This window comes from Pseudomonas sp. RIT411 (assembly GCF_003057735.2).
In the GTDB taxonomy this organism is placed as follows: domain Bacteria; phylum Pseudomonadota; class Gammaproteobacteria; order Pseudomonadales; family Pseudomonadaceae; genus Chryseomonas; species Chryseomonas oryzihabitans.
Window position 1 is genome coordinate 1 of the sequence record NZ_QBIZ02000004.1, and the last position, 24,077, is coordinate 24,077.

25 protein-coding genes and 1 pseudogene are annotated in these 24,077 nt (G+C 67.0%); 14 read left to right on the forward strand and 12 right to left on the reverse strand.

All coding sequences use genetic code 11. The annotated features are described in order from the left end of the window. Window positions 1–32 precede the first annotated feature (32 nt). Window positions 33–791: an SDR family oxidoreductase gene (locus DBY63_RS07540; RefSeq protein ID WP_027600415.1), complete on the forward strand. Its 759-nt coding sequence runs from the start codon at window positions 33–35 to the stop codon at window positions 789–791. 305 nt (window positions 792–1,096) lie between these two features. Here the strand turns inward: DBY63_RS07540 and DBY63_RS07545 are convergent, their stop codons facing one another. Then, window positions 1,097–1,384: a helix-turn-helix domain-containing protein gene (locus tag DBY63_RS07545; protein ID WP_027598600.1), complete on the reverse strand. Its 288-nt coding sequence runs from the start codon at window positions 1,382–1,384 to the stop codon at window positions 1,097–1,099. A gap of 5 nt (window positions 1,385–1,389) precedes the next feature. Next, window positions 1,390–1,693 (reverse strand): annotated as a pseudogene (locus DBY63_RS07550) (type II toxin-antitoxin system RelE/ParE family toxin). A 195-nt stretch (window positions 1,694–1,888) separates the two neighbouring features. Between DBY63_RS07550 and DBY63_RS07555 the strand changes: the two are divergent. Continuing rightward, window positions 1,889–2,422, forward strand: a complete 534-nt coding sequence (locus tag DBY63_RS07555; protein WP_108582772.1) for a DUF924 family protein — start codon at window positions 1,889–1,891, stop codon at window positions 2,420–2,422. Window positions 2,423–2,433: 11 nt separating this feature from the next. Here the strand turns inward: DBY63_RS07555 and DBY63_RS07560 are convergent, their stop codons facing one another. Next, window positions 2,434–3,381 (reverse strand): GlxA family transcriptional regulator, encoded by a 948-nt coding sequence (locus DBY63_RS07560; protein WP_108582771.1) that lies wholly within the window; start codon window positions 3,379–3,381, stop codon window positions 2,434–2,436. Between the two features lie 97 nt (window positions 3,382–3,478). Here DBY63_RS07560 and DBY63_RS07565 point away from each other — a divergent pair, with 97 nt between their 5' ends. The 3 genes from DBY63_RS07565 to DBY63_RS07575 are packed head-to-tail and all read left to right on the forward strand — an operon-like array spanning window position 3,479 to window position 6,294. Then, a complete protein-coding gene (locus DBY63_RS07565) occupies window positions 3,479–4,279 on the forward strand; it encodes an SDR family oxidoreductase (protein WP_108582775.1) in 801 nt (266 codons plus the stop codon). 2 nt (window positions 4,280–4,281) lie between these two features. Then, entirely contained in the window at window positions 4,282–5,070 is a 789-nt protein-coding gene (locus DBY63_RS07570) for an SDR family NAD(P)-dependent oxidoreductase (protein WP_256594360.1), read from the forward strand. A gap of 51 nt (window positions 5,071–5,121) precedes the next feature. Further along, a complete protein-coding gene (locus DBY63_RS07575) occupies window positions 5,122–6,294 on the forward strand; it encodes an MFS transporter (RefSeq protein WP_177411436.1) in 1,173 nt (390 codons plus the stop codon). Between the two features lie 42 nt (window positions 6,295–6,336). Here DBY63_RS07575 and DBY63_RS07580 read toward each other — a convergent pair whose 3' ends face one another. Beyond that, window positions 6,337–6,852: a peroxidase-related enzyme gene (locus DBY63_RS07580; RefSeq protein WP_108582769.1), complete on the reverse strand. Its 516-nt coding sequence runs from the start codon at window positions 6,850–6,852 to the stop codon at window positions 6,337–6,339. Window positions 6,853–6,975: 123 nt separating this feature from the next. Between DBY63_RS07580 and DBY63_RS07585 the strand changes: the two genes are divergently transcribed. Then, window positions 6,976–7,797 carry an AraC family transcriptional regulator gene (locus tag DBY63_RS07585; RefSeq protein ID WP_044343151.1) on the forward strand — a complete coding sequence of 274 codons (822 nt, stop codon included), beginning with the start codon at window positions 6,976–6,978 and terminating at the stop codon, window positions 7,795–7,797. Here DBY63_RS07585 and DBY63_RS07590 read toward each other — a convergent pair. Further along, window positions 7,794–8,465 carry a nucleoside/nucleotide kinase family protein gene (locus DBY63_RS07590; RefSeq protein ID WP_074583437.1) on the reverse strand — a complete coding sequence of 224 codons (672 nt, stop codon included), beginning with the start codon at window positions 8,463–8,465 and terminating at the stop codon, window positions 7,794–7,796. The genes DBY63_RS07585 and DBY63_RS07590 overlap by 4 nt on opposite strands. A 273-nt stretch (window positions 8,466–8,738) precedes the next feature. On the opposite strand from DBY63_RS07590, the gene DBY63_RS07595 reads away from it, so the two are divergent. Then, window positions 8,739–10,199, forward strand: a complete 1,461-nt coding sequence (locus DBY63_RS07595) for a YdgA family protein (protein ID WP_108582768.1) — start codon at window positions 8,739–8,741, stop codon at window positions 10,197–10,199. Window positions 10,200–10,423: 224 nt separating this feature from the next. Here the strand turns inward: DBY63_RS07595 and DBY63_RS07600 are convergent, their stop codons facing one another. The 5 genes from DBY63_RS07600 to DBY63_RS07620 form a co-directional block, all read right to left on the reverse strand. Beyond that, window positions 10,424–12,364, reverse strand: coding sequence for a DUF4105 domain-containing protein (locus DBY63_RS07600; RefSeq protein ID WP_256594367.1), 1,941 nt, complete (start codon window positions 12,362–12,364; stop codon window positions 10,424–10,426). A 17-nt stretch (window positions 12,365–12,381) separates the two neighbouring features. Continuing rightward, entirely contained in the window at window positions 12,382–12,702 is a 321-nt protein-coding gene (locus tag DBY63_RS07605; protein WP_007160025.1) for a DUF2388 domain-containing protein, read from the reverse strand. A 34-nt stretch (window positions 12,703–12,736) separates the two neighbouring features. Continuing rightward, window positions 12,737–13,036 (reverse strand): DUF2388 domain-containing protein, encoded by a 300-nt coding sequence (locus DBY63_RS07610; RefSeq protein ID WP_037006567.1) that lies wholly within the window; start codon window positions 13,034–13,036, stop codon window positions 12,737–12,739. A gap of 100 nt (window positions 13,037–13,136) precedes the next feature. Beyond that, complete coding sequence (locus DBY63_RS07615) at window positions 13,137–13,457, reverse strand: DUF2388 domain-containing protein (protein ID WP_007160027.1); 321 nt, start codon at window positions 13,455–13,457, stop codon at window positions 13,137–13,139. Between the two features lie 73 nt (window positions 13,458–13,530). Beyond that, window positions 13,531–13,740, reverse strand: a complete 210-nt coding sequence (locus DBY63_RS07620) for a DUF1127 domain-containing protein (protein WP_027598612.1) — start codon at window positions 13,738–13,740, stop codon at window positions 13,531–13,533. A gap of 261 nt (window positions 13,741–14,001) precedes the next feature. On the opposite strand from DBY63_RS07620, the gene argC reads away from it, so the two are divergent. Continuing rightward, window positions 14,002–14,955: an N-acetyl-gamma-glutamyl-phosphate reductase gene (argC, locus tag DBY63_RS07625; protein ID WP_108582766.1), complete on the forward strand. Its 954-nt coding sequence runs from the start codon at window positions 14,002–14,004 to the stop codon at window positions 14,953–14,955. A gap of 188 nt (window positions 14,956–15,143) precedes the next feature. Here argC and yihA read toward each other — a convergent pair whose 3' ends face one another. Continuing rightward, a complete protein-coding gene (gene yihA, locus DBY63_RS07630) occupies window positions 15,144–15,782 on the reverse strand; it encodes a ribosome biogenesis GTP-binding protein YihA/YsxC (RefSeq protein ID WP_108582765.1) in 639 nt (212 codons plus the stop codon). Between the two features lie 201 nt (window positions 15,783–15,983). Between yihA and DBY63_RS07635 the strand changes: the two genes are divergently transcribed. The 3 genes from DBY63_RS07635 to DBY63_RS07645 all read left to right on the forward strand — a co-directional run bounded on the left by DBY63_RS07635 (window position 15,984) and on the right by DBY63_RS07645 (window position 19,389). Next, a complete protein-coding gene (locus DBY63_RS07635; protein WP_027598615.1) occupies window positions 15,984–16,613 on the forward strand; it encodes a thiol:disulfide interchange protein DsbA/DsbL in 630 nt (209 codons plus the stop codon). 177 nt (window positions 16,614–16,790) lie between these two features. Beyond that, entirely contained in the window at window positions 16,791–18,578 is a 1,788-nt protein-coding gene (locus DBY63_RS07640) for a diguanylate cyclase (RefSeq protein WP_108582764.1), read from the forward strand. Between the two features lie 25 nt (window positions 18,579–18,603). Next, on the forward strand, window positions 18,604–19,389 hold the full coding sequence (locus DBY63_RS07645) for an N-acetylmuramoyl-L-alanine amidase (protein WP_042134837.1): 786 nt from the start codon (window positions 18,604–18,606) through the stop codon (window positions 19,387–19,389). A 15-nt stretch (window positions 19,390–19,404) separates the two neighbouring features. Here the strand turns inward: DBY63_RS07645 and DBY63_RS07650 are convergent, their stop codons facing one another. Continuing rightward, window positions 19,405–20,502: a GlxA family transcriptional regulator gene (locus DBY63_RS07650; protein ID WP_037006569.1), complete on the reverse strand. Its 1,098-nt coding sequence runs from the start codon at window positions 20,500–20,502 to the stop codon at window positions 19,405–19,407. A gap of 465 nt (window positions 20,503–20,967) precedes the next feature. Here DBY63_RS07650 and choX point away from each other — a divergent pair, with 465 nt between their 5' ends. The 3 genes from choX (at window position 20,968) to choW (ending at window position 24,074) form a co-directional block, all read left to right on the forward strand. Beyond that, on the forward strand, window positions 20,968–21,906 hold the full coding sequence (gene choX / locus DBY63_RS07655) for a choline ABC transporter substrate-binding protein (RefSeq protein ID WP_108582763.1): 939 nt from the start codon (window positions 20,968–20,970) through the stop codon (window positions 21,904–21,906). 270 nt (window positions 21,907–22,176) lie between these two features. Next, window positions 22,177–23,115 (forward strand): choline ABC transporter substrate-binding protein, encoded by a 939-nt coding sequence (locus DBY63_RS07660; RefSeq protein ID WP_027598620.1) that lies wholly within the window; start codon window positions 22,177–22,179, stop codon window positions 23,113–23,115. A gap of 116 nt (window positions 23,116–23,231) precedes the next feature. Further along, window positions 23,232–24,074, forward strand: coding sequence for a choline ABC transporter permease subunit (gene choW / locus DBY63_RS07665; RefSeq protein WP_027598621.1), 843 nt, complete (start codon window positions 23,232–23,234; stop codon window positions 24,072–24,074). The last annotated feature ends 3 nt before the right edge of the window (window positions 24,075–24,077 follow it).

Sequence of the window (24,077 nt, forward strand, 5' to 3'; positions counted from 1 at the left end):
TTGGAAGCTCCTCCCCTGTCCAAGGACCGCCCATGACCACCGCCCGCCCCATCGCCCTCGTCACCGGTGCCTCCCAGGGCATCGGCCGCGCCGTCGCCCTCGGCCTGCTGCAGGACGGCTTCCGCGTGGTCCTCGCTGCCCGTCGCGCCGAACCCTTGGAGGCCCTCGCCGAAGAGGCGCGGCAACAGGGCGGCGAAGCCCTGGCGGTACCCTGCGACGTCACCGATGCCGCCAGCGTCGAGGCGCTGTTCGCCCGCATCCGCGAGACCTATGGCCGCCTGGACCTGCTGTTCAACAACGCCGGCGTCGGCGCCCCGGCGGTGCCCATCGACGAGCTGGAGCTGGACGCCTGGCACCGGGCGGTCAACACCAACCTCACCGGCGTCTTTCTCTGCAGCCGCGCGGCCTTTGCCCTGATGCGCGCACAATCGCCCCGCGGCGGGCGCATCATCAACAACGGCTCGATCTCCGCCCACACGCCACGCCCCTTCAGTGCGCCCTACACCGCGACCAAGCATGCCGTGGCCGGGCTGACCAAGGCCCTGGCCCTGGACGGCCGCGCCTTCGATATCGCCTGCGGCCAGATCGACATCGGCAACGCCGCTACCGAGATGACCGAGCGCATGGCCAACGGCGTACTCCAGGCCGACGGCAGCACCGCCGTGGAGCCGCGCATGGACGTCAGGCACGTCGCCGACGCCGTCCGCTACATGGCCAGCCTGCCGCTGGACGCCAACGTCCAGACCCTGACCGTGATGGCGACCAAGATGCCCTATGTGGGGCGGGGCTGAGGGGTTCCACGTGGAACCCCAATGGGCTGCCAAGAGGGCGGTGAAAGCCATTCCTTCTGCCGCCTCGCATGAAGATGATTTCTAAGCTGCCGCGGAGGCAGCTTAGAAAACTCAGCCCGTCGTTGGTGAGCCGGTATCATGGTTCACTGCTGTATAGGCAGCATTAGAAAATGCCGGGTTTTTCCAAGGTGCGTAGCGATAGGTTCACTGCCGTGCAGGCAGCTAAGAAAGCATCCCAACCCAGACTGGGGTAAGGGAGAAAATTCATTGCCGCAACGGCAGCTCACAAACTAGGACTGGGACGGTCAAGCCTCCAACGCCGCCAGTACATGCACGGGATCGTTCTTTAGCGCTACCAACAAGGCCTTCGCCGGCCCGGTAGGTTCGCGGCGGCTCTGCTCCCAGTTGCGCAACGTACCGACGTCGATATTGAGCTTTCTGGCGAACTGCGCCTGGCTCAGACCGGTATTCTTGCGGATCTGCTTGATCTGCAAGGCATCGACGTGGAATTCACGGGAAGGTTGTCGCTCACCCCGGACGATTTCGTCCATTTGGGTAACGCTTTCCATGAGGTCATCCAGGAACTTGGTCATGCTGTCTATCTCCACTTTTCGATCATGGCCTTCAGGGCTTTCCGGTCCTCGACGGAAAGGTCATCCTTCTCACTCTTGGGGTAGATCAGTAGCAGGGCAATGCGAGCATCGGCAGCGAAGTGATAGTAGATCACCCGAAAGCCGCCACGCTTGCCATGGCCACCGCTGGCGACACGAATCTTGCGTAGGCCGCCGGTATCCCTGATGACATCGCCTGCCGTCGGATTCACGTTGGAAAGCGGCGTAGGCATCATCCTCAAGTAGCTCTTTGACGAGCCGAGTGAAGACCGGCGTTTCGATAAAGATCATGTCGCAATCCATGCGTCATTGGCGTACCCAATCATACGAGGGCCAACATATAAGTCAATGACGCACCACCCCATGACGCAGCCTCCTCGGATAGCCGCGTCTCACCGTACCAAGCAACCGTTTGCCGCAGGTCTCCAGGCTATGCTTTGTGGAACCACCACCCAGGCAAGCCGGGATCGATCGGAGGAAGACAGCATGCAACCACAGGAGGTCGTAACCTTCTGGCACTCTGCCGGCAGGCGCAAATGGTTCAGCGGCGGCCCCGAGTTCGACACCGAATGCCGTACACGCTTGGAGGCAGGGCATTTCGCTGCGAGTCGTCGCGAATTCGATAGCTGGGCCGCCAGCGCCGAAGGCGCCCTGGCCCTGTGCCTGCTGCTCGACCAGATCCCGCGCAATATCTATCGCCACAGCGGCCACGCCTTCGCCACCGACGGCCTGGCCCTGCAGCACGCGCGACAGGCGATAGCCGCCGGCCTGGATCAGCAGGTCGAAGCCGAGTTGCGCGCCTTCTTCTATCTGCCGTTCGAGCACTCCGAGAACCTGGCCGATCAAGAGCGCTCGCTCGCCTTGTTCGAGGCCCTGGGCATCGAGCACTACCGGCGCTATGCCGAGGCCCATCGGGAGGTGATCGCCCGCTTTGGCCGCTTTCCCCATCGCAACCGGGCGCTGGGCCGCATCAATACGCCGGACGAACAGGCCTGGCTGGATGCCGGCGGCGGTTTCTGAAGACCCAGGGCTCAGGCCAGGCGGCGGGCATCGCGGCGGATCATCTGCGGCGGTACGCCGAAGCCGCGCATGAACACCTCGCGCAGATGGCGGCGATCGCGAAAGCCGGTCTCGCGGGCGACCGTTTCCAGCGAATGACAAGTCTGCTCGATCATCAGCCGCGCCGCCTCCAGGCGCAGCCCCTCGATGGCCTTGGCCGGTGACTGCCCCGTCTCGGCGGTGAACACCCGGCTGAATTGCCGCGGGCTCAGATGAGCCACCTCAGCCAACTCCTCGACACTCAGGGCGCGGCTCAGGTGCTGCCGGGCGTAGGCGAGCGCGGTCTGGATACGATCCGACTTGGGCGCCAGGGCCAGCAGCTCCGAATGCTGGGTCTGACCGCCCGAGCGAAATTGCTGCATCACCAGGCGATGCGCTACCGAACGGGCCACGTCCATGCCCAGGTCCTTCTCCACCATCCCCAGCGCCAGATCCAGGCCGGCGGTCATGCCGGCGGAAGTCCATACCGGACCATCGACGATGAAGATGCGGTCTTCCTCGACGCGGATCTGTGGATAGCGTTCCTGCATGGCCCGGGCGAACGACCAGTGGGTGGTGGCCCGGCGCCCATCGAGAAGGCCAGCCGCCGCCAGGGCGAAGCCGCCGGTACAGATGCCGGCGGTGCGCCGCGCCTGGGCGCCGGCCTGGCGCACGAAGTCCAGCAGCGTCGGCGATGGCTCGGTGGCCAGGGGCGTCAGGTTGCCGACGATGAACCAGGTATCGGCGCGGCCCGGCGTACCCAGGGCTTCGGTCTCCACCAGCAGTTGCTGTGAAGAACGCACTAGGCCGCCCTGCTCGGAAAAGATCGCCTGGGTATAGAAGGGCTCGCCCAGGACCAGATTGGCGAATTCGAAAACGCTCTGGGTCGCCAGCGCCATCACCTGGAAACGCTCGCCCAATACATAGCCAATCCGGTGCATGGCTGCTCCTGATGTCCTAAATCATGACTATAAGCGTCATTTGCGCCATCGACCAGCGCGCTCATCATGGCCTCACACCCACCCCGGAGACCTGATGATGACCCGCTCCCCACAAGGTACTGCCCTGATCACTGGCGCCTCGTCCGGCATCGGTGCCCACTACACCGAACAACTGGCCCAGCGCGGCTACGACCTGATCCTGGTCGCCCGGGATCGCCAGCGCCTGGATGCCCTCGCCCAGCGCCTGACCGACGCGACCCGCCAGAGCGTCCAGGTCCTGCCGGCCGACCTGGCTGACCCTGCCGCCCTGGCCGAGGTCGAGCGCACTCTGCGTGAAGACGCCAGCCTCACCCTGCTGGTCAACAACGCCGGGATGGGTACCCATACGCCGCTGCTGCAGAGCGATCCGGCGCAGATGCTGCGGATGATCGCCCTCAACGTCACCGCCCTCACCCAGCTGACCTATGCCGCCGTGCCCGCCTTCGTCGCCCGCGGCCGTGGCGCCATCATCAACGTCTCCTCCATCGTCAGCCTGGCGCCGGAGTTGCTCAACGGCGTCTACGGCGGCAGCAAGGCCTATGTCACGGCCTTTACCCAATCCCTGCAGCGCGAGCTGGCCGGGACCGGCGTGCGCGCCCAGGCCGTGCTGCCCGGCGCCACCGCCACCGACTTCTGGGCGCGCGGCGGCCTGCCGCTGGCGCACCTCGATCCGGAGATCGTCATGAGCCCGGCCGACCTGGTCGCCGCCGCCCTGGCCGATTTCGAGCGTGAGGTCGCCATCTCGATCCCCTCGCTGCACGACCTGTCCCGCTGGGAGACCTACGAAGCCAGTCGCCTGGCCATGGCCGACCAGTTGTCCAGCCGCCAGCTCGCCCCCCGTTATCACACCGCCCATTGATCTTGATCCCGAGAGGAGCACACCCCACGAAACTGACCGACAACACCGTCTTCATCACCGGCGGCACCTCCGGCATTGGCCGCGCCCTGGCCGAGGCCCTGCATAGTCGCGGCAACCAGGTGATCGTCGCCGGTCGCCGCCAGGCGCTGCTCGACGAGATCGCCGCCGACAATCCTGGTATGGATACCGTGCTGCTCGACATTGGCGACCCGGCGCAGATCAAGGCCGTCGCCGCCGAAGTCATCGCCCGTCACCCCAACCTGAACGTGGTGATCAACAACGCCGGCATCATGCCCTTCGACGATGCCGGCGCCGGCGATCTGGACGATGCCCAGGCGGTGCAGCTGGTTACCACCAACCTGCTCGGCCCGGTGCGGGTGAGCGCCGCCTTCATCGAGCACCTCAAGCGGCAGCCGACGGCAACGCTGATCAACAACACCTCGGTGCTGGCCTTCCTGCCGCTGGCGGCCACGGCGCTCTACTCGGCCACCAAGGCGGCCTTGCACTCCTACACCCTGTCCCAGCGCTTCCAGCTGCGCGACACCTCGGTGCAGGTGCTGGAGATCGCCCCGCCGTGGGTGGACACCGACCTGGTCCACAAGAGTGGCGACAGCCGCGCCATGCCCCTCGACGATTTCATCGCCGAGACCCTGGACAAGCTGGCCACCGCCGAGACCGAGGTGCTGGTGGATCGCGTGGTGCCGCTGCGCGCCAACCCCGGTCCCCAGGAGCATGCGCTGATCAACCAGTTCAACCTCTCGCTGGTCGAGAACCCCATCCCCGTCGCCTGACCTCGGCACGCCGGCCGCCTTCTGCGGTCGGCGTGCGTTCTGGAGCCTCCCATGTCCTCACTTCCCTTGCCCGGGGCGCTGCGGCCCCTGAGCCTGGCCTACTTCGTCCAGGCGGTCGGGGCGCTGTCGGTCGTCGGCTGCCTGCAGGCGATTTCCCGCGAGTGGCAGCTCAGCGACAGCCAGAGCGCCTACCTGCTCAGCCTCTTCGGTGTCACCTTCGCCCTGGCGGCGCCCTTGCTGCAGATACTGCTCGGCCATTGGGCGCGGCGTACCCAGGTGCTCGGCGGGCTGCTGCTGTTCAGCCTGGCCGCCCTGCTGCTCGCTTGCGCCGCCGATTACCCGACCCTGCTGGTCAGCCGGGTGCTGATGGGCGTGGGCGCCGGTTTCATCGGTCCGGTGCTGGGCGCGCTGGGCGCCGGTCTGGTCAGCCGCGAGCAACAGGGCAGCGCCATCGCCACGGTGCTGCTGGGGCTGAGCCTGGCCAGCCTGGTGGGTCTGCCGCTGAGCGCCTGGGTCGCGACGGCCCTTGGCGTGCGCCCGCTGTTCGCCGGCATCGGCGGACTGGGGCTGCTCACCGCCTGGCTGATCTTCAGGCAGGTGCCCGATCGGGTCCCGGGCGAGCGCATCGCCCCGGCCGTGGTCGCGCGGCTGCTGACCACCGCCCACTCGCTGCACACCTTCCTGGTGGTGTTCTTCATCGCCGCCGGGGTGTTTTCCACCTACGCCTTCCTCACCCCCATCGTGCGCCAGGACTTCCACGGCAGCGTCGCCGATGTCTCCCTGGCACTCGCGGTGCTGGGTGTCGCCGGGGTACTGGGCAACCTGCTGGTGATCCGCGCCGCACGCCGCTTCAGTGCCGAGCGGCTGCTGCTCGGCGGCCTCCTGCTACTGGCCCTGGCGCTTTCGATCCTGGCCCTCGGCCAGGGCCGCTTCGTGGCGCTGCTCCTGGGCCTGGTGGTCTGGGCGGTGGCCACCGACATCCTCTGGCCGTCCCAGCAGAGACGTATCCTCGAACAGCTCGCCGAGGCCAGGGGCATCGCCCTGGCGCTGACCGCCTCCTTCATGTTCTGCGGCATCGGCGTCGGCACCTTCGTCGCTGGGCAGGTCTATCCCCGCCATGGCTTCCAGGGACTGCTGCTGACGTCGCTGGCTTTCCTGCTGCTGGCGCTGTTCAGTCTGCAGCGCTCCAGGCGCACGGCGACCGCGCCGCCGCTGCCGGCCTGACCCGGCCATGAAAAAGGCCCCTGACCGGGGCCTTTTTCATGCTCAGGCGGCGGGCGGAAAATCCACTTCGGTTGCCGCCAGGTTGTTGAGGTAGTTGGTCAGGGTCAGCAGGCTGACCTGAGCCACCACCTCGACGATCCTGGCATCATCTAGACCGGCTGCGCGGGCGGCCTGCAACTGCTCGTCATGCAACTGGCCACGCTGCTCGGTCACCTCCCGCGCCAGGCGCGCCACGGCGCTGAGCGTACCCGCCCGGGCGGCGGCCAGCTCCGCAGCGGTCAGGCCGGTCTTGCCACCGAAGAATTCATGGGCCGCCAGGCAATAGTCGCAACCGTTGACCGCCGAGGCCGCCAAGGCCACCACCTCGCGCTCCTGGGCGCTGAGTCCGCTCCTGCCCAGCGCCTGGGCCAGCGCCAGATAGCCTTTGAGCGCTGCCGGCGAATGCGCCAGGGTTGCGAAGGCGTTGGGTAGGAAACCGAGGCCCTTCTGGATGCCCTGCAGGGCGGTTTGCGCCTCGGCGGAAGCCTGGTCGAGGGTAAGGGGGGCGATACGGGTCATGAGGGTGCTCCTTGGGTTGCGGCCTGGTCATCAGGCGTGGAACCAGATTAGGCAGGGCGACTTGACGCCTGGACGCCCAGCGTCCAAACATCGCGACAGATCGTCCAAATCGGTACCTCATCCATGGATCGCCTCGCCGTCTTGCTCGACCACTTCGCCTTCACTGCGGACAGCTACCACCAGGGCGCCTTCTGTGGCGTGAGCCGCCATGCGGACGGTGAAGCCACCGGCCAGGTCCACCTGCTGCGCGGCGGACGTCTGAGCTTCGCAACCGCACGGGGCGAGCGGCAGGATCTGGTCGAGCCCAGCCTCATGCTGGTGATCCGTCCGCGCGCGCATCAGCTGAGCACCCCGGACGATAGCCCTGCCGAGCTGGTGTGCGCCTCGCTGGCCTTTCGCGGTGGTCCGGATAACCCGCTGACCCGCGCCCTGCCGGATTACCTGGTCAGTCCACTGCGCCAGCTGCCAGGTCTCGCCGCCAGCGCCGACTGGCTGTTTGCCGAGGCCTTTGGCAACGACTGCGGGCGCGGTCTGGTGCTCAACCGCCTGTTCGAACTGATGATCATCCAGCTGCTGCGTGAACTGCTGACCCGCCCCAGCGCCACGCCTGGCATGCTCGCCGGCCTGGCGGATCGCCGGCTCGCGCGTGCCCTGACCGCCCTGCACGAACGGCCCCAGCAAGCTTGGACCGTAGCCGAGCTGGCGGGCCTGGCCGGCATGTCACGCGCGGGTTTCGCCGCACATTTCCAACGTGTCGTCGGCAGTGCCCCAGGCGACTACCTCACCCGCTGGCGCATCGCCCTGGCGCAACAGCGCCTGCAGCAGCGCCGCCCTCTGGCGCTGATCGCCGACGAGGTCGGCTACGAAAGTCCCTCGGCCCTGGCCCGCGCCTTTCGCCGCATCATTGGCGCGAGCCCGACCGAATGGCAGCGGGCACAGGCCTAGGCCTTGCCGACAGCCGCCCCATCCCGCCACTCCACCACCAGATCCGCCCGCGCCCGGTCGCCGTCGATCAGGCGTGCATTGGGCTCGTCGGTGCTCGCCACCCAGGCCTCCGCGTCCGCGCGGCTGCGGCCGAAGTGCATGTGCCGGGCGACCAGCCGCTCGCGACGCTCCGCGGGATCGACGCGCACATACCAGCACTCGTCGAACACCTCGGCCACATCGCTCCAGGGCGCCTGGGTCAAGAGCAGGTAGTTGCCCTCGCTGATCACCAGTTGGGTCTCGGCGTGGACCGGGATGGCATTGGCGATGGGTTCTTCGATCTCGCGATTGAACAGCGGCGCATAGACGGTCTCGCCGGCCACCGGCGTCTTCAGCCGCTGCAGCAGGGCGCGATAGCCGCGGGCGTCGAAGGTGTCCGGCGCGCCCTTGCGCTGGGCGCGGCCCAGACGCGCCAGCTCGCGATTGGCCAGGTGATAGCCGTCCATGGGCACCACCACGGCGCGCTCGCCGAGCGCCGCCGCCAGGAGCTCGGCCACCGTCGACTTGCCCGCGCCCGGCGTACCGGCGATGCCCAGCAGGCGGCGCCCCCCCTGGGCCAGCAGTGCCTCGGCGCGGGCGAGGAGTTCGGCGGGGAGTTGCAGGCCATCGACCGGACGCTGACTGCTCATGCCGGCACCCCCGGTAGCGCAAGGATGGAAACGGCAGGCAGGCACGGGAGAGCGGTCATGGCGGAGGTTCCGGCAGTGGGGATCGCGGCACGCTAGCACCCCGTGGAGCGGGTCGTCGACTCGGCACCGACACCGCCGGAAAGCCATCACAGTCTGTGGCCCAGCGAGGCGATCCCGGCCGCTCCCCCTCGGCATCCACCCGGCGCTCTCGTACACTCCGCTTCCTATCGGCCGTGCGCCGCCGTGAGCCTCATGCAAAGGGATTTGGTCACCATGAAGAAACCGCTACTTACCACCCTCGCCGGTGTGGCCCTGGTCGCCGTCGGCACCGCCGTGGGCGGCGCCTGGTACACCGGCACCCGGCTGGAAGGCGAATTACGCCAGGCCGCGAGCCAGGCCCAGCTGGCCCTGCAGGCGCAACTGCCCGAGTACCCCTTGCAACTGCAGCTGGTCGAGTTGCAGCGCGGTGTCTTCAGCAGCACCGCCACCTTCAGCCTGAGCGTGCAGGCCGAGGATCGACCGCCGGTGGAGGTGCTGCGGGTGCTCGACGACATCCAGCACGGCCCCTTCCCCCTGACCCGCCTCAAATCCCTGCAGCTGGCGCCGGTCATGGCGGTCAACCGCGTCACCCTGGCGCGCACGCCGCTCACCGCCGATCTCTTCACCCTGGCCAAGGGCGCCGAGCCCGTACGGCTCGATGCCACCCTGGGCTACGACCGCACGGTGGACGGCGGTCTGACCCTGCCCGCCCTGCACCTGGACCAGCCCCAGGGCGCGGTGGCCTTCTCCGGCCTGACCGCCACCTTCGCTACCGACATGGAGGCCAGCCGGCTGCGCCTGGACAGCACGGTCGGCCAATTCAGCCTCAATGTGCGCACGCCGGATGGCTGGGCCAAGCTGGAGACCGAAGGCTTCGGCCTGACCGGCGACAACCGTCGCAATGCCGATGGCTTCTGGCTCGGCCCGGGGCAGTTGCGCCTCGGGCGCCTGCTGCTGGCCATGCCCGGCAAGCCGGCAGTCGAGTTGCGGGATCTGCAGCTCCAGGGCGACACCCAGCAACAGGGCCAGCAACTGGCGGGCACGCTCAACGCCATCCTCGGCCAGCTCGACATCGCCGGCCAGACCCTGGGCAAGGCGACCCTGAAAAGCCACTACAGCCAGCTCGACAGCCCGGCCCTGGCCCAGCTCAATGCCCTGCTGCAGCACCTGCAGCTGGATACCGAGCAGGGTCTGGATCCCACCACCCAGGCGACCCTGCAGCAGCACCTCGGCGATGTGCTCGCCGCGCGTCCCCAGCTGGTGGTGGATGAGCTGCGCTTCGACACCCCTGGCGGCAGCAACCGCCTGCACCTGGACCTGACCCTGGCCAAGCCGGCGACCTACGATCTGCCGCCGGAGCAACTCGCGGCCCAGTTGCTGGCCGGTCTCGATGCGCGCCTGTCGGTGGCGCGGGGCAGCCTGGTGGATGGCGTGCTGTTCCAGGCGGGCGCCCAGCGCAGCCAGCCGGCCATGCAGCAACAGGCCCAGGCCACCGCCGAAGCCCTGGCGGGCATCGGCCTGAACAGCGGCCTGCTCAAGGCCGAAGGCGAGGATCTGGTGGCTACCCTGAATTACAGCGCCGGGCGGCTGCTGCTCAACGGCCAGGAGGTCCCGCCGGAACAGCTGCTGGCCCTGCTGGAACGCCCGCAACCCGCGGCACCCGCCAAACCCCAGGGCAAGGCGCCGAAGCGCTAGCGGATGCCGGGGCGGTTGGGCTTCGACGATGGCGCCGTCTCAGCCCAACCTACACAGCTCCCGTGGGTTGGGTTGAGCGCAGCGAAGCCCAACAGCCTGGTACCGCGCCCCTCACCCCAGCCCTCTCCCCAGGGGAGAGGGGTGCCATCTGGCCCCTGCTGTACCTTGCGTAGGCTGGGTTGAGCCCAGCGAAGCCCAACAACGCCCCGGCCGTCCCAACCGCCCTACTTCAACTCCAGCCCGCCACTGGCCTTGTTCAGCTCGCGCAGGTGCTTGCCGAGCAGGTCCAGGTTGGCTTCGGTCAGGTCCAGGCCATCGCGGGCCTCCGGTGAGAGCAGCTGGCGAACCTCGTTGTTGAGGGTGTCCCTGAGGCTGCGCAGGTGCGCCTGGCGCTTCTGGCTCTCGGCGGTCAGCTGTTCCCACTCGCCCGGTTGCGGCAGGCCGTAGCCGTCGGTGCCGAGCAACTCGGCCGGACGACTCAGGTAGCCGCTGTCCTTGAGGATCTGTTCCAGGGCGCCACCGGCCTTGCCGAAGCGTGCCTTGTCCACCGCGTCCTGGCCCAGGTAACGATCCTTGAGCTCGGTCTGGGCCTGCAGCAGCGCCCGGCGATAGGCTGCCTGCTCCAGCAGCAGCAGGGCGGCGCTGGCGCGCAGGTCGGCACGCTGGAATTGCTCGCGACGCTGCTGCGGGGTCAGCGCCAGCCAGGCCTCGACATCCGCCTGGGGCAACTGCAGGCGCTCCCGCGCCACCTTGAACATCGCTTGGAAACGCTCGCGGAAGCTGTCGAAGCGATAGCCCAGCCGCAAGGCCTCGCGCGGATCGTCGAGCACCGAGGTGTCCACCAGGTCCTTGAACCTCAGCGCATCCATCAGGCCCGTCGGGGTGATGACATCGAGCTGGGCATCGGCCAGGCGCGGCACCCCGTCGTGCAGCAGCTTGAAGGTCTCCACCGCGCAGTTGTTGGTCACGAAGTAGTACTGGCCGTCATAGCTCCAGTGCACCTGGGCGGTCCGCTCGAGGAAGTCGGCGATCTCCGGGCGGGTCAGCTTGAGCGGCACGGATTGCAGACCGCGCAACTCCACCTTGGTGTACTCATCCACCACCTGGGCCAGCGGCAGCACGAACAGCCGCGACGGATAGGAGCCGGTCAGGCCGCGCCAGCTGGAAAGCTGGACGTCATTGACGAAGGCGCGGAACGACAGCACCAGGTGGTATTGCAGATCCAGCCGGCAATCCGGGCCACGCGGCCGACCGGGGGCGCAGACAACCAGGCGCAGCATGCTGTGCCCCCAGCGGCTCATGACCTTCTCGTTGCCCTCGGCCAGCAGGTAGTCCACCGCATAGACCCGCTCCGGATCGAGCCAGCCCAGGGGCGCCTCGCCGAAGTCGTTGCCGGCGTTGAGATAGGGATAGCGCCCCGGACAGGCATCGTGCTCGGGCGACCAGCCGAAGTGCTCGGCGAAGTAGCGCTGCAGCGCCGGCCGCCGGCAGGCGTAGCTGGGGTCGAGCAGGAAGTACTCCATGTTCACCGCCACGAATTCCTTCGGGTTGGTGACTTCATAGAGATCGGGACTGCGGGCGATGAAGAGATTCTTCGACTCGCGATTGCCGTGCTTGCGGGTCTTCACCTGCCAGCCGGCCAGGTCCAGCAGCCGTGGATCGTCGGACAGGGTATAGCTGCGCCCGGCCTGGCCCTGGCATTTCAGCGGCAGTTGGTCGGAGGTCAGCCCCAGGCCGCCGCAGGAGAGGATCAGCTGGCGCTGCGCGGGCGTCCAGACGCGCTCGCGGTCATAGAAGTGGGTCAGCTCGTGCAGCACCGTGGCCAGCAGCTCGCGGTGCTGGGTGCCATGGGGCCGGCCGGTCTGGATGCGGGTGTCGCTACCGTCGACCAGGCTGGGCAGCAGCCGGCGATTGAGCAGCAGATTGCGCCGGTCCGCTTCGCCATAGGCTTCTTCCAGCAGCTCGCTGCTCCAGCGCGCCGGGATGCGCTCGTCCAGCGCTGCCTTGAATCTGGGTGGCAGCAGGGCCTGGGCTTCATCCAGCAGTTGCTGGGTCGCCTGGATCTGCGCGGGCGTCAGGCCCTGGGTATCGAGTTCGAGGTGCAGGGCGGCCTGGGCCCCACCGAGGGCCAGGCCGGCCGCGAGGCCGGCCAGCCACTGCCGCAGCCGGCCGGCGCGGTTCTTCACAGTGCCAGGATGGCCTGGGCCAGCTGCAGGTCGTTGGCCTGGCGCGCGGCCGGGAACTGGTCGCGCAGGCTGCGGAAGGCTTCTTCCAGCTGGACGCCACGGATGTCGCCGTCGGTGGCGACAAAGCTGGCGGCATCGCCACGCGCGGCCTGGATCATCTTGGCGTCGCGGATGGAGGTGGTGGTATCGGAGGTGAAGTCGATGCTGCGCTGCAGCGCCCGCACCACGATGTTACTGGTGGCCACCAGGGTCTGGGCCTGAGCCAGGCTCGAAACGCCCAGGGTCAGGGCAGCGGCGATAAGCAGGGAACGGCGCATGGATACTCCAGGGATGTCACGGAATTGAAACGGACTACTGACTCAGAATCGCCTGGGCGAGTTCCCGGTCGGAGGCGTGCAGTGCCGGATCGGCTGCGCGCAGGGCGCGGAGTGTTTCCTCCAGCTGAGCACCGCGCAGGGCGCCGTCGGTGGCGACGAAGGCTGCGGCATCGTCACGCGCCGCCAGGACCAGCTTGTTCTGGAAGGGGCCGGTGGTGAGCTGGCTGGTGCCGTAGATGGTCTTCACCAGCCCCTCGGTGGTGGAGTCGAACGCCAGGACCGGCGTGGCGAGACAGAGGCCGAGCAACAGCGCGGCAGAACGACGGATATGCATGGATGACGACCCTCCGGTGGCAGATGGTCGCCAAGGCTAACGCAGCCCCCCGCTCCGGGCTAGCAGCCACGGGGTACGGGGGGTATCGCGGTGTTGCCCGTCAGATGGCGAGAATCGCCTGGGCCAGTTGGTCATCGCTGGCCTGCCGCAGTTCGGGCGCCTGGCTGCGCAGGTGGTCCAGCGCCGCTTCCAGGCGTACGCCGCGGATGTCGCCGGCGCTACCGACGTAGGTGGCCGCATCGTCACGGGCTTCCTGGACCAGCTTGTCGTTCTTGAAGGAGCCGGTGATGGACGAGGTGGTGTCCGAGGTCGCATCGATGGCGTTGACGATGATGTCGGTGGTGACATAGAAGCTCGACGCCGAGGCGGCGGTGGACAGGCAGAACAGCGCCGCGGCGGCGCCCAGGTGCAGGGTTTTCATGGGGGACTCCCGTCTGGATAGGCCTGAGTGAGACTACCGTCAGCCCGAGGAAGTCGCATCCCGGCGCAGATTTTCACTCGCGCCAGAAGGGTTTGTCGCCTTCCCGCCGCTGATCCGCCAGATTCAGACCCAGATCACCCAGCGCCCGGCCGTCCAGCTGCTGCAATTGCCGCCGGCCCAGGGCACGCAGGCGCCAGCGGACGAGCAGCGCGAACAGGGCGCGGCATCCGCGCCGAGGGGAGACCAGGCGGGTAATGGCACTGTCGGGCGAGAGGCGATCCATGGCGATATCCAGCGAAGCGGTGGAGGAACTCAAGCTTCGCCGCTGATGCGGGACCAGACCACTTACAGCTGCACAGAACTGTATCCGTACAAATCATCAATTTTTAGATCTGTACCTGGCGATCATGCCTGAACCGCGCTGATCCGGCCTACTGCGCCGGTCAGACGAGTTACGGCTGTATCCGCTTTCCACGGCGTATGCCTGATCTGTCCGAGTCGCTACAATCGAGGCTTTCAGCGCCCATCCGCGAGAGGCACCGCCATGAGCTTCAAAGTTTTCGTCGACGGCCAGGAAGGCACCACCGGCCTGCGTCTGCTGGACTACCTGACCGGCCGTTCGGACATCGAACTGCTGCGCATCGACGAGAGCAAGCGCAAGGATCCGGCCGAGCGTGCGCGCTTCCTCAATGCCGCCGACGTGGCCTTCCTCTGCCTGCCCGATGCCGCCTCCCGCGAAGCGGTCAGCCTGGTGACCAATCCCAACACCTGCATCATCGACGCCAGCACCGCCTTCCGCACCGACAGCAGCTGGACCTACGGCCTGCCGGAGCTGGCGCCCGGTCAGCGCGAAGCGCTGCGCGCCAGCAAGCGCATCGCCAACCCTGGTTGCCACGCCACCGCCTTCATCCTGCTGGCCCGGCCGCTGGTGGATGCCGGTCTGCTGGCCGCGGACACCCCGCTGTCGGCCTTTTCCCTGACCGGCTACAGCGGTGGCGGCAAGCAGATGATCGCCGCCTACGAAGCCGGCGGCGATGCGCGCCTGCTGAGTCCGCGCCCCTATGCCATGGGCCAGGGCCACAAGCACCTGCCGGAAATGCTCGTGCAGAGCGGTCTGACCGCCGCGCCGGTGTTCAGCCCCATCGTCGGCCCCTTCCTCAAGGGCCTGGCGGTGACCATTCCGCTGCATGCCAGCCAGCTGCGCCCGGGCACCACCGCTGCCGACCTGCAGGCGGCGCTGGCCCGTCACTATGACGGCGAAGCCTTCATTCGGGTGGCCCCGGTGGCCGCCGAGGAGGAGCTGGACAATGGCTTCTTCGACGTCCAGGCCAGCAACGACACCAACCGCGCCGATCTCTTCGTCTATGGCAATGCCGAGCGGATGACGCTGGTGGCGCGCCTGGACAATCTGGGCAAGGGCGCGGCGGGTGCTGCGGTCCAGTGCATGAACGTGCACCTGGGCGCCGACGAGGGTCTGGGGCTCGCCAGCGGCCGCTAGTCAGGGCACCGGCTTTCTGCTCGGACGAGGCGAACCTTTTTCCTGGCGCCCCGTCTGAACTGCTGAACGGTTTGGATAGCCGTTCTGCTCCTTTGCTGTTTAGTGTTGGCAGATGCTGGACCCCTGCTTGGCGGTCCAGTCTTGAACTCCGGACTTCTCCCCTCCCCCGATGGAAGTCCGGAGTTTTTTTATGCCTCGGCGACGGGCTCGTCGAGGCCCAGCCAGCGGGCCAGCACACGCTGGGCGTCTTCCACGCCCTGACGCTTGGGCGCCGAGAACAGCTGGATGCTGGCGGTATCGCCCCAGCCCTGGCGTATGTCGCGCTGCACCTTGAGCAGGGCATTCTTCTGCGCCCCGAAGGCCAGCTTGTCGGCCTTGGTCAGCAGGATGTGCAGCGGCATGGAACTGGCCTGGGCCCAGTCCAGCATCAGGCGGTCGAATTCGGTCAGCGGATGACGGATATCCATCATCAGCACCACGCCGCTGAGCGAATTGCGGCTGCTCAGATAGGCCTCCAGGTGCTCCTGCCAGTGCTGCTTGAGCGGGATCGGCACCTTGGCGTAGCCATAGCCGGGCAGGTCCACCAGGCGCCGCTCGTCGTCGAGGCTGAAGAAGTTGAGCAGCTGGGTCCGCCCCGGCGTCTTGGAGGTACGCGCCAGATTGGCGTGGGTCAGGGTGTTGAGCGCACTGGACTTGCCGGCGTTGGAGCGACCGGCGAAGGCCACTTCCAGGCCGCTGTCGAGCGGGCACTGATCGACCTTGGCGGCGCTGATGAGAAAGGACGCCTGCTGGCACAGACCGACGATGGGATTCTTGAAGCTGGACATGGGGGTACTCGCGAGCGCGCGGCAAAGCCAGCAGTATATCGGATGCGCCGGGCGAGAGCCGTGCCCCCGGCAACCTGAACGAAGCCTGAACATGGCCGGCCTCGGGCGCGTCGGCGACTAGGCGCGGCGATGCACCCGGCTACAATGCCCGCAATCCGTCATGCCCGGTTGGTGGGCGTGCCTTCTTCCAGGAGTAGTCCCATGCGCAACCTGCTTTTCTCCGCCGTGTTCGCCGCCGCCAGTCTGTTCGGCGCGGCCGCCCATGCCGACGACATCCAGGCCGGCAAGCAGTACACCGAACTGAGCAGTCCGGTTCCGGTGTCCGAACCCGGCAAGATCGAAGTGGTTGAGCTGTTCTGGTACGGCTGCCCGCACTGCTATGCCTTCGAGCCCACCCTCAACGCCTGGTCCAAGAAGCTGCCCGACGACGTCGCCTTCAAGCGCGTGCCGGCCATGTTCGGCGGCATCTGGAACGTCCACGGTCAGCTGTTCGTGACCCTGGAAGCCATGGGCGTGGAAGCCAAGGTGCATGACGCCGTCTTCGCCGCCATCCACAAGGAGCACAAGAAGCTGGCCACCCCCGAAGAGATGGCCGACTTCCTCGCCACCCAGGGCGTGGATCGCGACAAGTTCCTCAGCACCTACAACTCCTTCGCCGTGAAGGGTCAGGTGGAAAAGGACAAGAAACTGGCCATGGCCTACCAGATCACCGGCGTACCGACCATGGTGGTCAACGGCAAGTACCGCTTCGACCTGGGCTCCTCGGGTGGTCCGGACGAGACCCTGAAGGTCGCCGACTTCCTGATCCAGAAAGAACGCGCCGCCAAGTAAGCGTTACCCGCCGCCGCGTCCCGCAGCGGCGGCTCCTCAGCTCGTCCCTCTCAAGCGGCCTCCGGTCGTCCTGCTCAAACTTTCCCCGAAACCGCCGATACCCTAGCCACTATCAAGTCGGCTGGCCGCCCCGTCGTGCCTGCCTGCTGGCCACCCTCAAGCCTTTGGAGCGGGCGGATGGAGCGCGCGGACGTCGAACGCTGGAAAAGCAAATACCTGGAGAGCCTCGAGAACCTCGAACGCCTGGAGAGCCGGTGGGAAAACCGCCTGGACCTGGTGCGTCGTGGCCTCGTGCGCAGCAGCCTGGCCGCCGAAGGCAACGACGCGGCGGTGGACGCCTGCCTGGTCGAATTGCGCGACATCCTCCGCCGTGACGACAGCGACGCCGACCTCGCCAAGCTGATTCCGCGCCTGGAGCGCACCGTGCTCGATTCCGAGCAGCGCCGGGAAATGCGCGCGCGCCAGGTGGCCGAGGCCTTTGCCGAACTGTGCCGGCTCTTGCAGACCCTGGAGTTGCCGCGCGACCAGCGCAAGGCGCTCAAGGGTTTCGCCAAGCGCGCCCAGGCCGCGGCCGACCAACCGGGTGAATTGCCCGCGCTGCTCGGTGAATTCAGCCGTCTGCAGCAACAGGCGCTGAGTCAGCTGCACCCCGAACAGCCCGCCCGCGCCGGTTTCCTGCAGCGCCTGCTGGGCGGTCGGGGCGAGGCGGCGGAAGAGGCGCCGGCGACCGCGTCGAGTCCGCTAGCTGAAGACGCCTCGCCGGCGCCAGTAGCCTCGCCAGCGACGGAAGCGCTGGCAACGCCCGAACCGCCGCCGCTGCCGGTCGAAGGTATAGCCGCTGCGCCATCTGAAGCCCCTGTAGAGCCTCTGGCAGTCCAGGCCGATCCGGCCTATGCCCTGCCCCCGGTGCCCGAACCCGGCTACAGCGCCATTGCCCCGCACCTGGAAGCCACCCTGCTGCGGCTGCTCGACGACCTGGCACTGCCGGACAGCCACAAGCCCCAGGCCGAGCACCTGCGCCAGCGCATCCAGGGCAGTCTGAACTGGTACGAACTGGTGCCGGTGCTCGACGATCTGTCGGTGCTGGTGCTGGCGCTCAACCATTCCGGGCAGAGCGAATTCCAGCTCTACCTGCGCCGCCTCAACGAGCGCCTCGCCGCCTTCCAGACCGGTCTGCAGGACGTCCACGTCGGACGCCAGGACGGCCAGACCCAGGAGCGCGCCTTTGGCGACGCCCTGCGCGGCCAGGTCAATGAATTGCAGAACGAGGTGCAGGAGGCGACCGACCTGGACAGCCTCAAGCTGTCGCTCGACAGCCGCCTGGAAGGCCTGCTGACCAGCCTGGCCGACCAGCAGAGCCAGCGCGAGACCCGCGAGCAGGAAGCCAGCGAAAGACTCAGCGCCCTCACCGAGCGCGTCGCCGGCATGGAGCGCGAGGCCCAGCAGTATCGCGGCCACCTGGAAGAACAGCGGCAGAAGGCCCTCTGTGACCCCCTCACTGGCCTGCCCAATCGCGCCGCCTGGAGCGAGCGCCTGGAGCTGGAGGTGGCCCGCTGGCAGCGCCACGGCGGCGATCTGCTGCTGGCGGTGCTCGACGTCGATCTGTTCAAGCGCATCAACGATGGCTACGGCCACCTGGCCGGTGACAAGGTACTCAAGATCATCGCCAGCGAATTGCAGCGCCGCCTGCGCAAGACCGACTTCATCGCCCGCTTCGGCGGCGAGGAATTCGTCATGCTGCTGGGTGCCACGCCGGTCGCCGGCGGGGTCACCCTGATCGAGCAGCTACGCGCCGCGGTCGCCGCCTGCCCCTTCCATTTCAAGGGCGAACGGGTGGTGATCACCCTGTCCGCTGGTCTCGCGGCCTTTGCGCCGGGCGAGGATGCCGATACCGTATTCGAGCGTGCCGACCAGGCGCTCTACCGCGCCAAGCGCGCCGGACGCGATCGCCTGGACGTGGCCTGACCCCTTCCACGTTCGCGAGGTAATCGTGCGAAAGCCCTTCAAGCTCCTCCCCTGGCTGCTCTGCGGCCTGCTCCTGGCCGGCTGCTCCAGCGGCCCCCGCATCAATGACGACTACACCGCCCGCGATCAGGACAGCCGGGTGCAGTACATCGTGCTGCACTACACCGCAGCCGATTCCAAGCAGTCGCTCAAGCTGCTGACCCAGGCCGGCGTCAGCGCCCACTATCTGATCGATACCGACGGCACCATCTATCGTCTGGTGGACGAGAATCGCCGCGCCTGGCATGCCGGCGTGAGCGAATGGGAAGGCCGCACCTGGCTCAATTCCACCTCCATCGGCATCGAGATGGTCAACCTGGGCTTTCGCGACACCCCGGCAGGACGCCAGTGGTATCCCTTCAGCGAAGCCCAGATCAAGGCGCTGATTCCGCTGCTCAAGGACATCGAACAACGCCATGGCCTGGATCGCCGCGCCATCGTTGGCCACAGCGATATCGCCCCGGGGCGCAAGCAGGATCCGGGTCCGCTGTTTCCCTGGGCGCGCCTGGCCGCCGCGGGCCTGATCAACTGGCCGGATCCGGCGGTGGTCGCCCAGCGTCAAGCCAGCCTGGGCGGCGTGCTGCCACCCCCGGCCTGGTTCCAGGACCAGTTGGCACGGATCGGCTATACGGTGCCCCGCACCGGCGTGCTCGATGCGGCCACCCGCGATGTGATCGGCGCCTTCCAGATGAAGTACCGGCCGGGCCGCTTCGACGGCCAGCCGGATCTGCAGACGGCGGCGCTGCTGCTCAGCCTGCCCAGCGGTCGCTAGGCGGCCGCAGGCGGCTTACAGCCGCACGCTGGCAAAGGTGGATTCGCCCTGGGCCTGGCTCAGGGCCGCCAGCGCGGACGAGGCCGGCATCAGCGACAATTCCTGGGACAGCGGCATCAGCGCGATGGGCTGCTGGATGGTCGGACCCTGGCGCTCGTCGCGCGGCGGGATGCCGAAGTATTCGCGGTAGCACTTGGAAAAGTGCGGGGTAGAGACGAAGCCGCACACCGAGGCCACCTCGATGATCGACAGGGTGGTCTGCTTGAGCAGCTGCCGGGCGCGGATCAGCCGCAGCTTGAGGTAGTAGCGCGACGGCGAGCAGTGCAGGTACTTCTGGAACAGCCGCTCCAGCTGGCGTCGGGACACGTCCACATAGACCGCCAGTTCGTCGAGGTCGATGGGTTCTTCGAGGTTGGCTTCCATCAGCGCCACGATTTCCTGCAGCTTGGGCTGGTTGGTGCCCAGCATGTGCTTGAGGGGAACGCGCTGGTGATCCTGCTCGTTGCGGATGCGCTCGTAGATGAACATTTCCGAGATCGCCGCCGACAGCTCGCGGCCATGCTCGCGACCGATCAGGTGCAGCATCATGTCCATCGGCGCGGTGCCGCCCGAGGCGGTGCAGCGATTGCGGTCGATGGTGAACAGGCGGGTGCTGAGCACCACGCGCGGATAGGCTTCCTGCAGGGCCGCCAGGGTTTCCCAGTGCACGCTGCAGTCGTAGCCATCGAGCAGGCCGGCCCGGGCCAGGGCCCAGCTGCCGGTACAGACCGCGCCCAGCTTGCGGCCCTGGCGCGCCTGGCTCTGCAGCCAGGTGCAATGTTCGCGCGACACGCTGCGCTGGATGCCTACGCCGCCGCAGACGATCACCATGTCCATCACCGGGGCGGCGCTCACGGCGCTGTCCGGGGTGATCTGCAGGCCATCGCTCGCCCGCACCGGTCGGCCGTCCAGGCTCAGGGTGCACCAGCGATAGAGTTCCCGTCCCGACAGCTGGTTGGCCATGCGCAGCGGCTCCACCACCGACGCCAGGGAGATGAGTGTGAAGTTGTCCAGCAGCAGAAAGCCGATGGACTGGATCGCACGGGCCTGTGACGAGGTGGGAATGGGCGACATGGTTTGAATCTCCTTCACGCAGGCTGGGGCCCTTGGCTGGGCTCTAATGAGGTGCGACGGACAACGTTGGGTGAAAGATGTGTCGCGGACGCATAAGTCATGTCGCAATTCCCATGCCGAAACTGGGTGAACCCTGCCCAGGCAAGCTGTCTGGCACGAACAACCCATTCAGCAGCGCTCAATGACGTTGATTAGCTAGGGTTTTTATTTGCGACCTTTCTGATCCGAGACCGACCCTTTGCCGATGGCACTTCGCCAGGTGGACGCCATCGGTAACACCGAGACGTAACCGACGCGCGCCAAAATGTGGCATGGCGACTCAACGGGCACGGTTGTAGGTCAGGCCCTGCGACCGTCCGTCGCCCTTCTGGCCACTTATGGCGAAAAGCCACCAGCCCCTGGGCCAGACGGACCGGTACGTGCAGCGGCCAGCGGCCCTTCCCCTCGCGACCCCTGGAGTTCAGGATGAAAATCTACCCAGCGCTGTGGTTGTCCGGTCTGTTGCTGAGCGCTGCCGTACAGGCAGGCGAAGCCGAGAATTGTCAGCAGGTACGCCTGGCCGATGTCGGCTGGTCGGATCTCAATATCACCAACGCCACGGCCCGCTATCTGCTCAGCGCCCTCGGCTACGAGACCGAGGTGCTGCGCCTGTCCCTGCCGCAGACCTACGACGCCCTGGCCGCGGGCGAGGCCGATGTCTTTCTCGGTAACTGGATGCCGGCGCAGGCCAAGCTCAGTCAGCCGCGGGTCGATGCGGGTGCGGTCGAACGCCTGCACGCCAACCTGGAAGGGGCCCGCTACACCCTCGCGGTCCCCCAGTACGTCTATGACGCCGGGGTGAAGAACTTCGCCGATATCGCCCGCTTCGCCGAGCGCTTCGATCACACCCTCTACGGCATCGAGCCCGGCAACGACGGCAACGCCCTGGTGAAGAAGATGATCGCCAGCAACGCCTTCGGCCTGGGCGACTTCAAGCTCGATGAATCCAGCGAGCAGGGCATGCTCACCCAGGTGCGGATGAAGGAATTGCTGGACCACCAGTGGATCGTCTTTCTCGGCTGGGAACCCCATCCGATGAACGTCCGGCACAAGCTGGCCTACCTCGACGGTGGCGACGAGTATTTCGGCCCGAACCAGGGCGGGGCGACGGTCTACACGGTGGTGCGCAAGGGCTACGCCCAGCAGTGCCCCAACGTGGCCCGGCTGCTGGGCAACCTGGTGTTTTCCCTGGACATGGAAAACCAGCTGATGGATCGGGTGCTCAATGAAAAGGACAATCCGCGCCGCGCCGCGCGCAACTGGCTCAAGCGCAATCCCGAACGCCTCGACGCCTGGCTCAAGGGCGTCGCCACCCGCAGCGGCGCGCCGGGTAACGTGGCGGTGAAGGCCAGTCTGGCCAACTGATCCAGGGCCGCTCCGGCCGACGCCAGCGCCTCTGGCCAGCGTTCCGCCACGGCGAGGGACGCTGCTGCCCGCCTCTCTCGCTCTGCCACAGCGCTCCGGGCGCGGACGTGCCCTGGGGCTCACGCTGGATACGACATCTCCGCTTCTGGTTACGACGCCGCGTACACTGGTAGCGACGCAGGCGGTAGGCGAGCCTGGGGGGATGGGTTACAGATAAATACACGTGGGGCGCACCGAAAGGTACCCCGCCAAACGCAAGGAGATGTGTCCATGAAAGGTTGTTCCCGTTGGCTCTTGAGTGCCGCCCTGCTGGCGCCACTCGCTGTTCAGGCGGCTGAACCGGCTTCCTGTGCCAAGGTGCGCTTTGCCGATGTCGGCTGGACCGACATCACCGTGACCACGGCCGTGACCAGCGAGGTGCTGCACGCCCTCGGCTACCAGACCACGACCAACATGATCTCCGTACCGGTCACCTACAAGTCCTTGCAGAACAAGGACATCGACGTCTTCCTCGGCAACTGGATGCCGAGCATGGCGGCGGACATCAAGCCCTATGCCGACAACGGCAGCGTCGAGACCGTACGCGCCAACCTGGAGGGCGCCAAGTACACCCTGGCCGTACCCCAGTACGTCTACGACGCCGGGGTGAAGAGCTTCGCCGACATCGCCAAGAACGCCGACAAGTTTGACGGCAAGATCTATGGCATCGAGCCGGGCAACGACGGCAATCGCCTGATCCAGGGCATGATCGACAAGAACACCTTCGACCTGGGCAAGTTCAAGCTGGTGGAGTCCAGCGAGGCGGGGATGCTGTCGCAGATCCAGCGCGCCGAGCGCCGCCAGCAGTGGGTGGTCTTCCTCGGCTGGGAACCCCATCCGATGAACACCCGCTTCAAGATGGCCTATCTCGAAGGCGGCGACGACGTCTTCGGTCCCAACTTCGGCGGCGCCACCATCTACACCAACGTCCGCAAGGGCTACGTCCAGGAATGCCCCAACGTGGGCAAGCTGCTGACCAACCTGTCCTTCACCCTGGACATGGAAAACCAGCTGATGGACAAGGTTCTCAACGAAAAACAAGCCGCGAGCGCCGCCGCCAAGGCCTGGCTCAAGGCCCATCCGCAGGTGCTCGACCAATGGCTGGCCGGCGTGACCACCCGCGATGGCAAGCCTGCGCTGGAAGCGGCCAAGGCCACCCTGGCCCCTTGATAGAACAATAACATTCGACTGTCCCGCGCCAGTTCGGGCGGGTACTGCCACAGCCGAAGCACGAATCCGCGGTTCTCGTGCTTCGACCTGTCCACTCCTACCTGACGGGCACCGTTATGTTACTTACCGACCACAAGCTCCCTCTCGGTCAGCAGATCGCCGACTTCATCGACTGGCTGACGCTGCATGGCGCCAGCGTCTTCGACAAGATCTCCGATGTGCTGTCCGGCCTCATCCACGGCCTCACCGCCGGCCTGATGTGGTTCAACCCGCTGGCCTTCATTGCCCTGGTCGCGGTAGGGGTCTATCTGTTGCAACGCAGCATCGGCCTGGTGATCTTCGCCCTCGTCTCCCTGCTGCTGATCCTCAACCTGGGGTACTGGCAGGAAACCATGGAAACCCTGGCCCAGGTGGTCTTCGCCACCCTGGTGTGCATCGCCGTCGGCGTACCGCTGGGCATCGTCGCCGCGCACAAGCCCTGGTTCTACACCGGCCTGCGCCCGGTCCTGGACCTGATGCAGACGGTCCCCACCTTCGTCTATCTGATTCCGACCCTGACCCTGTTCGGCCTGGGCGTGGTGCCCGGGCTGATTTCCACGGTGGTATTCGCCGTGGCCGCGCCGATCCGCCTGACCTGCCTGGGCATCCAGGACGTTCCCGCCGAGCTGATGGACGCCGGCAAGGCCTTCGGCTGCTCGCGCTGGCAGCTGCTGACCCGCATCGAGTTGCCCCACGCCATGCCCAGCATCGGCGCCGGCATCACCCAGTGCATCATGCTGTCGCTGTCCATGGTGGTGATCGCCGCCCTGGTGGGTGCCGACGGCCTCGGCAAGCCGGTGGTGAACGCCCTCAACACCGCGGACATCGCCCTGGGCTTCGAAGCCGGCCTGTCCATCGTCCTGATCGCCATCCTGCTCGACCGGGTGTGCAAGCAACCCGCCCCTCGCGAGGTTAAGTAAATC

Coding starts and splice junctions, on each gene's coding strand:
- DBY63_RS07540 (WP_027600415.1), top strand. CDS start 33: ATGACCACCGCCCGCCCCATCGCCCTCGTCACCGGTGCCTCCCAGGGC.
- DBY63_RS07545 (WP_027598600.1), bottom strand. CDS start 1,384: ATGACCAAGTTCCTGGATGACCTCATGGAAAGCGTTACCCAAATGGAC.
- DBY63_RS07555 (WP_108582772.1), top strand. CDS start 1,889: ATGCAACCACAGGAGGTCGTAACCTTCTGGCACTCTGCCGGCAGGCGC.
- DBY63_RS07560 (WP_108582771.1), bottom strand. CDS start 3,381: ATGCACCGGATTGGCTATGTATTGGGCGAGCGTTTCCAGGTGATGGCG.
- DBY63_RS07565 (WP_108582775.1), top strand. CDS start 3,479: ATGACCCGCTCCCCACAAGGTACTGCCCTGATCACTGGCGCCTCGTCC.
- DBY63_RS07575 (WP_177411436.1), top strand. CDS start 5,122: ATGTCCTCACTTCCCTTGCCCGGGGCGCTGCGGCCCCTGAGCCTGGCC.
- DBY63_RS07580 (WP_108582769.1), bottom strand. CDS start 6,852: ATGACCCGTATCGCCCCCCTTACCCTCGACCAGGCTTCCGCCGAGGCG.
- DBY63_RS07585 (WP_044343151.1), top strand. CDS start 6,976: ATGGATCGCCTCGCCGTCTTGCTCGACCACTTCGCCTTCACTGCGGAC.
- DBY63_RS07590 (WP_074583437.1), bottom strand. CDS start 8,465: ATGAGCAGTCAGCGTCCGGTCGATGGCCTGCAACTCCCCGCCGAACTC.
- DBY63_RS07595 (WP_108582768.1), top strand. CDS start 8,739: ATGAAGAAACCGCTACTTACCACCCTCGCCGGTGTGGCCCTGGTCGCC.
- DBY63_RS07605 (WP_007160025.1), bottom strand. CDS start 12,702: ATGCGCCGTTCCCTGCTTATCGCCGCTGCCCTGACCCTGGGCGTTTCG.
- DBY63_RS07610 (WP_037006567.1), bottom strand. CDS start 13,036: ATGCATATCCGTCGTTCTGCCGCGCTGTTGCTCGGCCTCTGTCTCGCC.
- DBY63_RS07615 (WP_007160027.1), bottom strand. CDS start 13,457: ATGAAAACCCTGCACCTGGGCGCCGCCGCGGCGCTGTTCTGCCTGTCC.
- DBY63_RS07620 (WP_027598612.1), bottom strand. CDS start 13,740: ATGGATCGCCTCTCGCCCGACAGTGCCATTACCCGCCTGGTCTCCCCT.
- argC (WP_108582766.1), top strand. CDS start 14,002: ATGAGCTTCAAAGTTTTCGTCGACGGCCAGGAAGGCACCACCGGCCTG.
- yihA (WP_108582765.1), bottom strand. CDS start 15,782: ATGTCCAGCTTCAAGAATCCCATCGTCGGTCTGTGCCAGCAGGCGTCC.
- DBY63_RS07635 (WP_027598615.1), top strand. CDS start 15,984: ATGCGCAACCTGCTTTTCTCCGCCGTGTTCGCCGCCGCCAGTCTGTTC.
- DBY63_RS07640 (WP_108582764.1), top strand. CDS start 16,791: ATGGAGCGCGCGGACGTCGAACGCTGGAAAAGCAAATACCTGGAGAGC.
- DBY63_RS07650 (WP_037006569.1), bottom strand. CDS start 20,502: ATGTCGCCCATTCCCACCTCGTCACAGGCCCGTGCGATCCAGTCCATC.
- choX (WP_108582763.1), top strand. CDS start 20,968: ATGAAAATCTACCCAGCGCTGTGGTTGTCCGGTCTGTTGCTGAGCGCT.
- DBY63_RS07660 (WP_027598620.1), top strand. CDS start 22,177: ATGAAAGGTTGTTCCCGTTGGCTCTTGAGTGCCGCCCTGCTGGCGCCA.
- choW (WP_027598621.1), top strand. CDS start 23,232: ATGTTACTTACCGACCACAAGCTCCCTCTCGGTCAGCAGATCGCCGAC.